The 13216-nt window shown below is 69.4% G+C and carries 11 protein-coding genes; 7 read left to right on the top strand and 4 right to left on the bottom strand.

What is annotated here, in order from left to right:
- The first annotated feature begins 283 nt into the window (after positions 1-283).
- The 6 genes from ELI80_RS04125 to mnhG are packed head-to-tail and all read left to right on the top strand — an operon-like array spanning position 284 to position 6302.
- Entirely contained in the window at positions 284-3232 is a 2949-nt protein-coding gene (locus ELI80_RS04125) for a monovalent cation/H+ antiporter subunit A (RefSeq protein WP_136649755.1), read from the top strand.
- The gene (locus ELI80_RS04120; protein WP_136649754.1) at positions 3232-3576 is read left to right on the top strand and encodes a Na+/H+ antiporter subunit C; all 345 of its coding nucleotides are present in this window, start codon (positions 3232-3234) and stop codon (positions 3574-3576) included. Before ELI80_RS04125 ends, ELI80_RS04120 begins: the two co-directional genes overlap by 1 nt.
- Complete coding sequence (locus ELI80_RS04115) at positions 3573-5186, top strand: monovalent cation/H+ antiporter subunit D (protein ID WP_236641316.1); 1614 nt, start codon at positions 3573-3575, stop codon at positions 5184-5186. Before ELI80_RS04120 ends, ELI80_RS04115 begins: the two co-directional genes overlap by 4 nt.
- The gene (locus ELI80_RS04110) at positions 5183-5668 is read left to right on the top strand and encodes a Na+/H+ antiporter subunit E (protein WP_136649753.1); all 486 of its coding nucleotides are present in this window, start codon (positions 5183-5185) and stop codon (positions 5666-5668) included. The genes ELI80_RS04115 and ELI80_RS04110 overlap by 4 nt, the downstream gene beginning before the upstream one ends.
- A complete protein-coding gene (locus ELI80_RS04105; protein ID WP_136649752.1) occupies positions 5665-5949 on the top strand; it encodes a K+/H+ antiporter subunit F in 285 nt (94 codons plus the stop codon). The genes ELI80_RS04110 and ELI80_RS04105 overlap by 4 nt, the downstream gene beginning before the upstream one ends.
- Positions 5946-6302 (top strand): monovalent cation/H(+) antiporter subunit G, encoded by a 357-nt coding sequence (mnhG, locus tag ELI80_RS04100; RefSeq protein WP_136649751.1) that lies wholly within the window; start codon positions 5946-5948, stop codon positions 6300-6302. The genes ELI80_RS04105 and mnhG overlap by 4 nt, the downstream gene beginning before the upstream one ends.
- 2 nt (positions 6303-6304) lie before the next feature.
- On the opposite strand, the gene ELI80_RS04095 is transcribed toward mnhG, so the two are convergent.
- Both ELI80_RS04095 and queF read right to left on the bottom strand, forming a co-directional pair.
- Complete coding sequence (locus tag ELI80_RS04095; RefSeq protein ID WP_136649750.1) at positions 6305-6625, bottom strand: YnfA family protein; 321 nt, start codon at positions 6623-6625, stop codon at positions 6305-6307.
- Between the two features lie 4 nt (positions 6626-6629).
- Positions 6630-7094 carry a preQ(1) synthase gene (queF, locus tag ELI80_RS04090; RefSeq protein ID WP_136649749.1) on the bottom strand — a complete coding sequence of 155 codons (465 nt, stop codon included), beginning with the start codon at positions 7092-7094 and terminating at the stop codon, positions 6630-6632.
- Positions 7095-7430: 336 nt separating this feature from the next.
- Here queF and ELI80_RS04085 point away from each other — a divergent pair, with 336 nt between their 5' ends.
- Positions 7431-10868, top strand: coding sequence for a pyruvate carboxylase (locus ELI80_RS04085; RefSeq protein ID WP_136649748.1), 3438 nt, complete (start codon positions 7431-7433; stop codon positions 10866-10868).
- Between the two features lie 91 nt (positions 10869-10959).
- Here the strand turns inward: ELI80_RS04085 and ELI80_RS04080 are convergent, their stop codons facing one another.
- The gene (locus ELI80_RS04080) at positions 10960-12018 is read right to left on the bottom strand and encodes an oligopeptide/dipeptide ABC transporter ATP-binding protein (RefSeq protein ID WP_136649747.1); all 1059 of its coding nucleotides are present in this window, start codon (positions 12016-12018) and stop codon (positions 10960-10962) included.
- A gap of 88 nt (positions 12019-12106) precedes the next feature.
- Positions 12107-13216, bottom strand: a complete 1110-nt coding sequence (locus tag ELI80_RS04075; protein WP_136649746.1) for an oligopeptide/dipeptide ABC transporter ATP-binding protein — start codon at positions 13214-13216, stop codon at positions 12107-12109.

Raw genomic sequence — 13216 nt, 5'->3', positions numbered from 1 at the left:
CCTGACCGCAGCCGTCCGAAACCGTCCCGGCCGCGATTGACGGGCACCGGGCGTCCCGTGTAGCGACTGGACGCACGCGGGTAATCTGCTACCCCGCGGCTCGGGCCGGGTCGCCGCCTGATGCGGCCACCCCGCGCCCCGGGGCGCATGTCCGGCGACCCTGGCGTCCTTCCGCCGTGCCGGACCGCCGGGCGAGCCTGCCCTTGCGGCGGCGGCCTGCAGACAAAAGAAATTGGTGCCGGCGCGACTGGCACAAACCTAGGAAAGACGGCAAACCGGACCCATGCTCGCCGAGACCCTGATCCTCCTCCTGGTGGTCCTGCCGTTCCTCGGCGCGATCGCGGCCACCACCATGCCGGTTTCGGCCCGGAACGGGGAGGTCGTGCTTGGCGGCGGCGTGATGCTGGCCGGGCTGGTGGCGCTGGCCGCGCTGTTCGACCAGGTGAGCGACGGCCGCGTCGTCAGCCGCACGATCGAGTGGGTTCCCTCGATCGGTCTCGACCTGACGCTGCGGGTCGACGGCTTCGCCTGGCTCATGCTGCTGCTGGTGTTCGGGATCGGGTTCCTCGTCGTGATCTACGCCCGGTACTACCTGTCCCCCGCCGATCCGGTGCCGCGGTTCTACGGGTTCCTGCTGGCCTTCGCGGGGGCGATGGTCGCGATGCTGATCTCGGGCAACATCCTCGTGATGGTCGTGTTCTGGGAGCTGACCAGCGTGTTTTCGTTCCTGCTGATCGGCTACTGGCACCAGAGCGCGGGCGCGCGCGACGGGGCGCGCACGGCGCTGATCGTGACCGGCACGGGCGGGATGGCGCTTCTGGCCGCAATGATCCTGCTGGGGCAGGTCGTCGGCAGCTACCGGCTGGACGACGTGCTGGCCGCGGGCGACATCGTGCGCGCGCATGAATGGTATCCGTGGATCCTCGGCCTGTTCCTTCTGGGCGCGTTCACCAAGTCGGCGCAGGTGCCGTTCCATTTCTGGCTGCCCAACGCGATGGCCGCGCCGACGCCGGTGTCGGCGTACCTGCACTCGGCCACCATGGTTAAGGCGGGGGTGTACCTGCTGGTGCGCTTCTCGCCGGTGCTGGGGGGCACGCCCGCGTGGTTCTGGATCGTCGCGGGCACCGGGATGGCCACGCTGATCCTGGGCGCGCTGATCGCGCTTTACCGCAACGACCTGAAAGGCCTGCTGGCCTATTCCACGATCAGCCACCTGGGCCTGATCACCGCCCTGGCGGGCATCGGCAGCGGCGGCGCGATCGTGGCCGCGATCTTCCACATCCTGAATCACGCCGTGTTCAAGGCGTCGCTGTTCATGGCAGCGGGCATCATCGACCACGAGACCGGCACCCGCGACATGCGCCGGCTGAGCGGGCTGCGCCATTCCATGCCGCGCACCTCGGCGCTGGCGATCGTGGCCGCGGCGGCGATGGGGGGCGTTCCGCTGCTCAACGGCTTCCTGTCGAAGGAAATGTTCTTCGCCGAGGCGGCCGACTGGCACAACGGAACCTGGCTCGACACCGCCCTGCCCTATCTCGCGACGCTCGCGAGCATCTTCTCGATTGCCTATTCGCTGCGCTTCATCGTGCAGGTGTTCTTCGGCCCGCCCGCGACCGACCTGCCCAAGGAGCCGCACGAGCCCGCCGCCTGGATGCGCCGCCCGGTCGAGCTGCTGGTGCTGCTGGTGCTGCTGGTCGGGTTCTGGCCCGCCGCGATGATCGGGGCCGTGCTGCAGTCCGGCGTGCTGGCGGTGCTGGGGGTCGACGCGCCCTACTACAGCCTGGCGCTGTGGCACGGGTTCAACACGCCCCTGAAGATGAGCCTGACCGCGCTCGCGCTCGGCACCGTGCTGTACCTGATCGCGGCGCCGAGACTCCAGCGCGCGAACGAGGCGCCCGCCTTCCTCGAGCGGCTCTCGGCGCAGGCGCTGTTCGATCGGCTGATGCTGCTTCTGACGCGGAAATGGTCGCTGCGGCTCTATCGCCGCTTCGGCACCCGGCACCTGCAGGTGCAGATGCGGCTGGTGGTGCTGCTGGTGGCCGCCGGCGCCGCGGCGACGCTGATCGACGCGACGCGGATGTGGCCGCGCGGGCTGTTCCAGAACTTCGACATCACCTTCGCGCTGATGTGGCTGGCCGGTTGCGGCTGCGCCATCGGCGCCGCCGTGCAGGCCAAGTACCACCGCTTCGCGGCCCTTGCCCTGCTGGGCGGGGCGGGGCTGGTCACGGCCGCGACCTTCGCCTGGTTCTCGGCCCCCGATCTTGCCGTGACGCAGCTGATGGTGGAGGTCGTGACGACCGTCCTGCTGCTTCTGGGCCTGCGCTGGCTGCCGAAGCGCAGCCAGGAAATCGCCGGAGACAGGAGTTACCAGGCCCGCGCGCGTCGGGCGCAGGACCTGGTCATCGCGTCCGTCTGCGGCGTGGGTGTCGCTTCGCTCGCCTTTGCGGTGATGACGGTCGCGCCGGGGCTGACCATCGGCGACTGGTTCCGCCGCAACGCCTATGCCGAGGGTGGCGGCACCAACGCCGTCAACGTCATCCTGGTCGACTTCCGCGCCTTCGACACGCTGGGCGAGATCACTGTCCTGGGGATCGTGGCGCTGACCTGCTACGCGCTGCTGCGCCGCTTCCGCCCCGCGCCCGAAAGCGTGGCCCTGCCCTCGCAGCAGACCTTCGTCGAGCTGCCGCCGCTCAGCGCCGCCGAGGCGGAGTGCGAGGCCGAGGCCAAGGCCAGCAAGGAGCCGACCCGCCATGACGTGATGATGGCGATCCCGTCCGTCATCATGCAGTGGATGTTCCCGGTCGCGATCGCCATGTCGGCCTATCTGTTCCTGCGCGGCCACGACCTGCCGGGCGGTGGCTTCGCCGCGGGTGTCGCGTTCGCCATCGCCCTGCTGCTGCAGTATCTCGCGACCAACGTGCGCTGGATCGAAAGCCGGATCACGATCCTGCCGGTGCGCTGGATCGGCGCGGGCCTGCTGTTTGCCGTCGGGACCGGCGCGGGCTCGCTGCTGTTCGGCTATCCGTTCCTCACCGCGCATGCGCAGTACGTGACGATCCCGCTGATCGGGCAGGTGCCCGCCGCCACCGCGCTTCTGTTCGACCTTGGCGTGTTCGCGGTCGTGGTGGGCGCCACGGTGCTGATCCAGATCGCCATCGCGCACCAGTCGCTGCGCTCGGCCCGCCTGCGCGCCCGCGACGAGGCCGAGGCCCTGTCCCAGGAGGAACGCTGATGGAACTGGTCCTGTCGGTGAGCATCGGGGTGCTGGTCGCGTCGGGGGTGTGGCTGACGCTGCGCCCGCGGACCTTCCAGGTCATCATCGGGCTGTGCCTGCTGTCCTATGGCGTCAACCTGTTCATCTTCGCGATGGGCCGGCTGGTCGAGGGCGCGGCCCCGATCATGCCCAAGGGCGGCTTCGTCGATCCGGACGTCTACGCCGACCCGGTGCCGCAGGCGCTGGTGCTGACCGCCATCGTCATCAGCTTCGCCACCACCGCGCTGTTTCTGGTCGTCATCATGGCCTCGCGCGGGCTGACCGGCACCGACCACGTCGACGGATCGGAGCGCAACCCGTGATCTCTCCCGTCCACATGATCGTCGCCCCCATCCTGATCCCGCTCGTCTCGGGCGCGATCATGCTGCTGTACGACGAGCGGCGGCGGAGGCTGAAGCAGGGGATCGGCCTCGCGTCCTGCGGGTTGCAGCTGGTCGTCGCGATCGCGCTGATCCTGCGGGCGAAGGATTCGGGCGACGCGGTGTCGCTTTACCTGCTGGGGGACTGGGCATCGCCCTATGGCATCGTGCTGGTGCTGGACCGGCTGTCGGCGGTGATGCTGCTTCTGGGCTCGCTGCTGGCGCTGCCCTCGCTTCTCTACGCGGGCGCGCGCTGGCACCGGAACGGGCAGCATTTCGGGCCGCTGTTCCAGTTCCTGCTCATGGGGGTCAACGGCGCCTTCCTGACCGGCGACCTGTTCAACCTGTTCGTCTTCTTCGAGGTGATGCTGGCCGCGTCCTATGGCCTGCTGCTGCACGGCACCGGGCGCGCGCGCGTGGGCGCGGGACTGCACTACATCGCCATCAACCTGCTGGCGGCGATGCTGTTCCTGCTGGGTGTGGCGCTGATCTACGGCGTGACCGGCACGCTGAACATGGCCGACCTGGCGACACGGGTGGCGAACCTGTCCGCCGCAGACCGGCCGCTGATCCACGCGGCGGCGGTGCTGCTGTCGGGCGCGTTCCTGATCAAGGCGGCGATGTGGCCGCTGTGCTTCTGGCTGCCCAACGCCTACAGCGCCGCTGCCCCGCCGGTCGCCGCGGTGTTTTCCATCATGACCAAGGTCGGCGTCTACACCGTGATCCGGCTCGGCATGCTGCTTTTCGGGCCGGCCGCCGGCGCGTCCTCGGGGTTCGGGGCCGAGGTGCTGGTCGTCGGTGGTCTCGCCACCATCGTCTTCGGCATGGTCGGCGTGCTCGCCTCACAGGATCTCAGCCGGATGACCGGCAACCTCGTTCTCGTGTCGTCCGGCACGCTGCTGAGCGTGGTCGGCCTCGCGCTTGAATACCAGAGCGCGCCGATGCTGTCGGGCGGGCTTTACTACATGTTCGCGTCCACGCTGGCGATCGCGGCGCTGTTCCTGCTGGCCGAGCCGATCGGCCGGAAGGAAGGCGGGATCGCGGGGCTTCTGGCCGTCACGGCCGAGGCTTATGGCCTCGACCCCGAGGACGAGGTCGCCACCGGCGATGTCGGTCCGGTGATCCCGGGGGCCACGACGCTTCTGGGGATCGCCTTCCTGACCTGCGTGATGGTGGTGGCGGGGCTGCCGCCCTTCGCAGGGTTCGTCGGCAAGCTCGCCATGCTGGCGCCCGCCGTCGATGTCGCGGCCACGCTGCCGTTCGTGTGGGGGCACTGGCTGTTCGTCGCGCTGCTGATCCTGTCGGGGCTGGCCACGATGATTGCCATGGTGCGCTGGGGCATCCAGAGCCTGTGGGCCAACGCCGACGAGCCGCCGCTGCCGATGGTCGAGATCGCGTCCGTCATGGCGCTGGTCGGGACGCTGGTCCTGCTGACCTTTGCGGCCGAGCCCGCGATGCGCTACCTTGACCGCACGGCCGAGGCGCTGACGCAGAACTCGGTCTATATCGGCAAGGTGATGACCACGGCCCCGACAGGGACGGGCACCGAATGAGCATGATCCCCCACCCCGTCGTCAGCATCCTCGTGACGATCCTCTGGATGGTCCTCACCGGCTTCTCCACCGGGCAGCTGGTGCTGGGCGTGCTGGTCGGGCTGATCGCCGGCGTGGGCTACGGCCGCCTTGCCACCGACCGCGTCAGGCTGCGGCGCCCCGGCATGATGCTGCGGCTCGCGGGCCGCGTGGCGCTGGACATCATCCAGTCGAACTACAACGTGGCCGCGCTGATCCTGCACGACCGCCGGCGCCACCGCCGCAAGTCCGGCTTCGTCCGCATCCCGCTGGACCTGACGAACCGCAACGCGCTGGCGACGCTCGCCATCATCGTCACGTCCACCCCCGGCACGGCCTGGATCGACCTCGACCCCGACGACAACCACCTGCTGCTGCACGTCTTCGACCTGAAGGACGAGGACGACTGGGCCCACACCATCAAGACGCGCTACGAACCCCTGCTGATGGAGATCTTCCGATGACCCCTGCGCTGATCCTCGCCTGGGTGCTTCTGCTGTCCCAGGTCTGTCTCGTGAGCGCGCTGGTGCTGGCCAGCATGCGCGCCATCCGCGGCCCCCGCGCGCAGGACCGGGTGACGGGGCTCGACACGATGTATGTCTGCGCGATGCTGCTGATGGTCGTGACCGGGATGCGCCAGGGCACCCATTTCCTGTTCGAGGCGGCGCTGGTCATCGGCACGCTGGGGTTCGTCGCGACGACCGCGATGGCCAAGTTCCTGTTGCGCGGCGAGGTGATCGAATGACCCATCTCGAGCAGCTTCCCCCGTCGGTGGCGCTGATCATCGCCGCGTTCGTCGCACTCGGTTCGATCCTCACGCTGATCGGCGCGCTGGGGCTGATCCGGCTCGGCAACTTCTACGACCGGCTGCACGCGCCGACGCTGGCGACCAGCTGGGGCGCGGGCGGGATCCTGCTGGGGTCGGTGATGATGTTCTCGACCCTGGGGTCGCGGCTGGTGGTGCCCGAGCTGTTCCTGGGCCTGATGATGCTGGTCACGACCCCGGTCACGCTGATGGTGCTGGGCCGCGCGGCGCTGCACCGCGACCGGGCCGAGGGGCGCGCGCCCTACGACACCCTGCCGCTGTCGAAGAAGTGACCTCAGCCGCGCGGTCCGAACAGGATCACGGCGGCCCCGCCAAGGCACAGCGCCGCGCCGATCGCGTCCGATCCGTCGGGCCGCATTCCTTCGACCAGCCACATCCAGGCGAGCGATGCGCAGATGTAGACGCCGCCATACGCCGCGAAGGCACGCCCCGCCGCCGCCGCGTCCACCCGTGTCAGGACGACCGCGAACAGGATGAGGCACGCGGCACCCGGCACCGTCCACAACCAGTGCCGCGAAAACCGCAGCCACGCCCAGAAGGCGAAGCAGCCTGCGATCTCGGCCAGCGCGGCCGCGGCATAAAGGGCGAACGTCACCCGCTCAGCCGCGCCCGCGATAGGGCGGCACGCCCTGGTCGGGGATCCAGACGTCGGCCGGCATCACGCCGGTCTGCCAGAACACGTCGATGGGGATGCCGCCGCGCGGATACCAGTAGCCGCCGATCCGCAGCCAGCGCGCGTCGAGGAACCCCGCGATCCGCCGCCCGATCGACACCGTGCAATCCTCGTGGAAGGCGCCGTGATTGCGGAACGACCCGAGATACAGCTTGAGCGACTTCGATTCGACCAGCCAGTCGCCGGGCACGTAGTCGATGACCAGATGCGCGAAGTCGGGCTGCCCCGTCATCGGGCAGAGCGAGGTGAACTCGGGCACCGTGAAGCGGACGTTGTAGGCGACGCCCGCCTGCGGGTTCGCGACCCGCTCCAGCTCTGCCTCGTCGGGCGACTGCGGCAGGGTGGTCGCGTGGCCAAGCTGCTTGAGGTCTGCATAGATGCTGTCGCTCATCGGTGTTCCTTTCGCGCCGAGTGGCGGCGGGCCTGCCGCTCCGCCCCCCGTTTAGTCCCGTTTCGGCCGGGCGCAACGCCGGTTCGCCCTGCCCCGGCCCCCGCCTGCGAAAGCCGTCTGCCGGGTGCGGACGCGCCCAAGCCATGCGCCGGGCGGGCAGGTCACCGCCGGTTCATCGTCCGGCGGCAGTTGCATCCGTCGGAAGGATCGCGACTATTCCGGCCGTTCGGGGCTTCACCTCGTGCCGGCTGGCGCGGCCATTCCCGGCCCGGAACGACACGTCATCCCCGAACGGAGCGGCTCTCGCGTCTCCGCCTGCTGAAAGCGCCGACGATCATGAAGACTTTCAAGAAGATTCTCATCGCTAACCGGGGCGAGATCGCCATCCGGGTCATGCGGGCCGCCAACGAGATGGGCAAGAAGACCGTCGCCGTCTACGCCGAGGAAGACAAGCTCGGCCTGCACCGCTTCAAGGCGGACGAGGCATACCGGATCGGCGAGGGGCTGTCGCCCGTCGGCGCCTACCTGTCGATCCCGGACATCATCCGCGTGGCCAGGATGTCCGGGGCGGACGCGATCCATCCCGGCTACGGTCTGCTGTCGGAAAACCCCGACTTCGTGGACGCCTGCGACGCCGCCGGGATCACCTTCATCGGCCCGCGCGCCGAAACCATGCGCGCGCTCGGCGACAAGGCCTCGGCCCGCCGGGTGGCGATCCAGGCGGGCGTTCCCGTCATCCCCGCGACCGAGGTGCTGGGCGACGATTTCGACGCGATCCGTGCCGAAGCCGAGGCGGTCGGGTTTCCCCTGATGCTCAAGGCGTCCTGGGGCGGCGGCGGGCGCGGCATGCGCCCCATCCTCAACGCCGAGGAGCTGGAAGCGAAGGTCCGCGAGGGACGGCGCGAGGCCGAGGCGGCCTTCGGCAACGGCGAGGGCTACCTGGAGAAGATGATCCAGCGCGCGCGCCACGTCGAGGTCCAGATCCTCGGCGACAAGCACGGCCAGATCTACCACCTGTTCGAGCGTGACTGCACCGTCCAGCGCCGCAACCAGAAGGTCGTCGAGCGCGCGCCCGCGCCCTACCTGTCGGACGAACAGCGCGCCGAGGTGTGCGAGATGGGCCGCCGCATCTGCGCCCATGTCGGCTACGAATGTGCCGGCACCGTCGAGTTCCTGATGGATATGGACAGCGGCCGCTTCTACTTCATCGAGGTGAACCCCCGCGTCCAGGTCGAACACACCGTCACCGAGGAAGTGACCGGCATCGACATCGTGCAGGCGCAGATCCTGATCGCCGAGGGGCGCCCGCTGGCCGAGGCGACGGGCATGGCGTCGCAGGCCGACATCGGCCTGCGCGGCCACGCCGTCCAGTGCCGCGTCACGACCGAGGACCCGCAGAACAACTTCATCCCCGACTACGGCCGCATCACCGCCTATCGCACCGCGACCGGCATGGGGATCCGGCTCGACGGCGGCACCGCCTATGCCGGGTCGGTCGTCACCCGCTACTACGATTCGCTCCTGGTCAAGATCACCGCCTGGGCGCCCACGCCGCAGCAGGCCATCGCGCGGATGGACCGGGCGTTGCGCGAGTTCCGCATCCGCGGCGTGTCCACGAACATCGAGTTCGTGATCAACCTGCTCAAGCACCCGACCTTCCTCGACAACACCTACACGACGAAGTTCATCGACACGACGCCCGGGCTGTTCGCCTTCGAGCGCCCGCAGGACCGGGCGACCAAGATCCTGACCTACGTCGCGGACATCACCGTGAACGGCCACCCGGAAACGGCGGGCCGGGTGAAGCCGCCGGCCGATCTCAAGACGCCCAAGGCCCCCGTGCCAAAGGGGCAGGTCCAGCCGGGCACGCGGAACCTGCTGGAGGAACGCGGCCCGAAGGGCGTCGCGGACTGGATGAAGGCGCAGAAGCGCCTGCTCGTCACCGACACCACGATGCGCGACGGGCACCAGTCGCTGCTGGCGACGCGCATGCGGTCGATCGACATGATCCGGGTCGCGCCGACCTATGCGGCGGACATGGCCGGCCTGTTCTCGGTCGAATGCTGGGGCGGCGCCACCTTCGACGTGGCCTACCGCTTCCTGCAGGAATGTCCGTGGCAGCGCCTGCGGGACCTGCGCCACGCGATGCCCAACATCATGACGCAGATGCTGCTGCGCGGGTCGAACGGCGTGGGCTACACCAACTATCCCGACAACGTCGTGCAGTCCTTCGTGGCGCAGGCGGCGAAATCCGGCGTGGACGTGTTCCGCGTGTTCGACAGCCTCAACTGGGTCGAGAGCATGCGCGTCGCGATGGACGCCGTCATCGCGGCCGACAAGGTCTGCGAGGGCACGATCTGCTACACCGGCGACCTGCTGGACCCGGACCGCTCGAAGTACGACCTGCGCTACTACGTCGGCATGGCCAAGGAGCTTGAGGCGGCGGGCGCCCACGTCCTGGGCCTGAAGGACATGGCCGGCCTGCTGAAGGTTCCGGCCGCCCGCGTCCTCTTCAAGGCGCTGAAGGAGGAAGTCGGCCTGCCGATCCACTTCCACACCCACGACACCTCGGGCGCGGGTGCGGCGACCCTGCTGGCGGCGGCCGAGGCGGGGGTGGACGCGGTGGACGCGGCGATGGACAGCTTTGCCGGCGGCACCTCGCAGCCCGCGCTGGGGTCGATCGTCGAGGCGCTGCGGTTCACCGAGCGCGACACGGGGCTCGACATGGCGACGATCCGCGCGCTCTCGACCTATTGGGAACAGGTGCGCCAGCAATACGCCGCCTTCGAATCCGGCAACCAGGCGCCCGCGTCCGAAGTCTACCTGCACGAGATGCCGGGCGGGCAGTTCACCAACCTCAAGGCGCAGGCGCGCAGCCTGGGGCTGGAGGACCGCTGGCCCGCGATCGCGCAGGCCTATCACGACGCGAACCTGATGTTCGGCGACATCGTGAAGGTCACGCCGTCGTCCAAGGTCGTGGGCGACATGGCGCTGATGATGGTGTCGCAGGGGCTTTCCCGCGCGCAGGTCGAGGACCCGGCGGTGGAGGTCGCATTCCCGGAATCGGTCGTGGACATGATGAAGGGCAACCTCGGCCAGCCGCCCGGCGGGTGGCCCGAGGGGATCCAGGCCAAGGTGCTGAAGGGCGAGGCCGCGCTGACCGAGCGTCCGGGCAAGGACCTGCCCCCCGTCGATCTGGATGCCGCGCGCAGCGCGGCGCGCGAAGCTGCGGGCACCGACCTGGATGACGAGGACCTGAACGGCTACCTGATGTATCCCAAGGTCTTCACCGACTACGCCCACCGCCACGCGACCTACGGGCCGGTCCGCACCCTGCCCACCTGCACCTTCTTCTACGGGATGGAGCCGGGCGAGGAGATCTCGGTCGAGATCGACCCGGGCAAGACGCTGGAGCTGCGCCTTCAGGCCGTGGGCGAGACGTCGGACGAGGGCGACGTGCGGGTGTTCTTCGAACTCAACGGCCAGCCGCGCGTGATCCGTGTGTCGAACCGGCTTGCAAAGGCCAAGACCGCCGCGCGGCCGAAAGCCATTGACGGCGATCCGGCCCATGTCGGCGCGCCGATGCCGGGGTCCATCGCCTCGGTCGCGGTGCAGGCCGGGCAGAAGGTCAGGCCGGGCGACCTGCTGCTGACCATCGAGGCGATGAAGATGGAAACCGGCCTTCACGCCGACCGCGAGGCGATCGTGAAGGCGCTGCATGTCAGCCCCGGGGCGCAGGTGGATGCCAAGGACCTGCTGGTCGAACTGGACTGACCGGGCACACCGGGCCGCGCGCGGCCGCGATCACGAAGAAGGCCCCGCCCCTGTCACGGGGCGGGGCCTTTTCGCTGGGGTGAAGCGTGCCTTAGGCGGCGACGCCCCGGCGCGCCTCGATCTCGGCCGCCGTCAGCGGTCCGGGGAAGTGGCAGGCGAAGCGGTGCGCATGCTCGCCGTGGCCGCCGGTCAGGACCGGCACCTTCTCGGCACACAACGCCTGCGCGCGCGGGCAGCGGGTGCGGAACACGCAGCCCGACGGCGGGGCAAGCGGCGACGGCAGGTCGCCTTCCAGCGGGATGATCCGCTTGGCCCGTTCGCGCGCGGGATCCGGCACCGGCACCGCGGACAGCAGCGCCTGCGTGTAGGGATGCTGCGGGTTGGCATAGACCTCGTCGGCGGTTTCCAGTTCCATGATCTTGCCGAGATACAGCACCATCACGCGGTCGCTGATGTGCTTCACCACCGACAGGTCGTGCGCGATGAAGATCAGCGCGAGCCCCAGGTCGCGCTGCAGATCGTCCAGAAGGTTGATGACCTGCGCCTGGATCGACACGTCGAGCGCCGATACCGGCTCGTCGCAGATGATGAGCTTCGGCTCGACGATCAGGGCGCGGGCGATCCCGATCCGCTGGCACTGCCCGCCCGAGAATTCGTGCGGGTAGCGGTTGATCTGGTTGGGCAGCAGGCCCACGCGGTCCATCATCTGCTTGACGCGCAGCTTGACCTCGTCGCGCGACAGGCCCTTGCGGTGCGTCGTCAGCGGCTCGGCGATGATCTGGCCCACGGTCATGCGCGGGTTGAGCGATGCGAGCGGGTCCTGGAACACCATCTGGATGTCGCTGCGATAGCGCAGCATCTGCCGCGGGTTCAGCGACAGAAGGTCGGTGCCGTCCTGCCAGATCGCCCTTCCGGTGGCGGGGACGAGGCCGATCAGCGCCCGCGCGAGCGTGGACTTGCCGCAGCCGGATTCGCCCACGATCCCCAGCGTCTCGCCCGGATGGATCGTGAAGTCGACGCCGTTGACGGCGCGGAGATGGCGAGACGGGGTCCACGGCATGTCGCCGTCGCGGCGGATGTCGAAGGTCACGCGCAGGTCGCGGACGTCCAGAAGCGGGGCAGAGGTGCCGTTGGTCAAGGGATCGGTCATGGACGACGGGCTCCTTTCACGTGGCGCGGGCGGGGGCTGAAGCCCGACCCCGCACCGGCAAGCATTGCTGCGGCGAGCGGCGCGGCCATCAGCGGCCACCCTCGGGCGTGACGCCCGCGCTGCCGGCCCCTGCCACGGCGGCGTCGGGCAGGTTTCCGGGAAGATCGCCCGCCATCCGCTCCTGCATCTCGGCGGCGGCAGGCTCGGGCGTCTCGACCAGCGCGGGCGGGCCGGCCCAGACCCGTTCAACCGCCGCGTGGCACGCGCGCCGGCGCGCGGGCTCCAACTCGACCAGCGGCGGCATGACGTCTTGGCAGATGTCCATGGCATAGGGGCAGCGCGGCACGAACGGGCAGCCCGCGGGCGGCCGCGTCATGTTGGGCGGCGAGCCGGGGATCGCGGACAGCCGCGCCCCCTTCTGGTCCACCCGCGGGATCGCCGCCAGCAGCCCCTGCGTGTAGGGGTGCGAGGGCGCGGCGAACAGCGGATCGACCGGCGCGCGTTCCATGGTGCGCCCGCCATACATGACCATCACCCGTTCACACGAGCCCGCCACGACGCCGAGGTCGTGGGTGATGAGGATCATCGCCATCCCGAACTCGGTCTGCAACTCGTCGAGAAGCTGCATGATCTGCGCCTGCACCGTCACGTCCAGCGCGGTCGTGGGCTCGTCCGCGATCAGCAGGTCCGGCCGGCACAGCAGCGCCATCGCGATCATCACCCGCTGGCGCATGCCCCCCGAGAACTCGTGCGGGTGCAGCCTCACCCGACCGCGGGCGTCGGGGATGCGGACCGCGTCCAGCATCCGCACCGATTCCGCGACCGCCTGCGCCTTGCCCATCCCCTTGTGAAGCATCAGCACCTCGGCCATCTGGTCCGACACCCGCATGTAGGGGTTCAGGCTGGTCATCGGGTCCTGGAACACCATCGCGATCCGGTCCGCCCGAAGCTTCGACAGCGTCCGGGCGGGCGCGTTCAGGATCTCCTGCCCGTCGAAGCGGACCGACCCCGTGGTCGTGCCGTTCCGGGCCAGCAGCCCCATGATCGCGAAAGCGAGCTGGCTTTTCCCCGACCCCGATTCACCCACGATCCCCAGCGTCTCGCCGCGCGCGACGTCCAGGTCGATGCCGTTCACGGCCTTCACCTCGCCGTCGTGGGTGGCGAAGCGGACGTTCAGGTCCTTGACTTCTAGCAGCAT

This window comes from Paracoccus aeridis, from assembly GCF_004923205.2.
Classification (GTDB): domain Bacteria; phylum Pseudomonadota; class Alphaproteobacteria; order Rhodobacterales; family Rhodobacteraceae; genus Paracoccus; species Paracoccus aeridis.
Note: the sequence above shows the minus strand (reverse complement) of the source record. Positions and strands in the feature narration are given on the sequence as shown.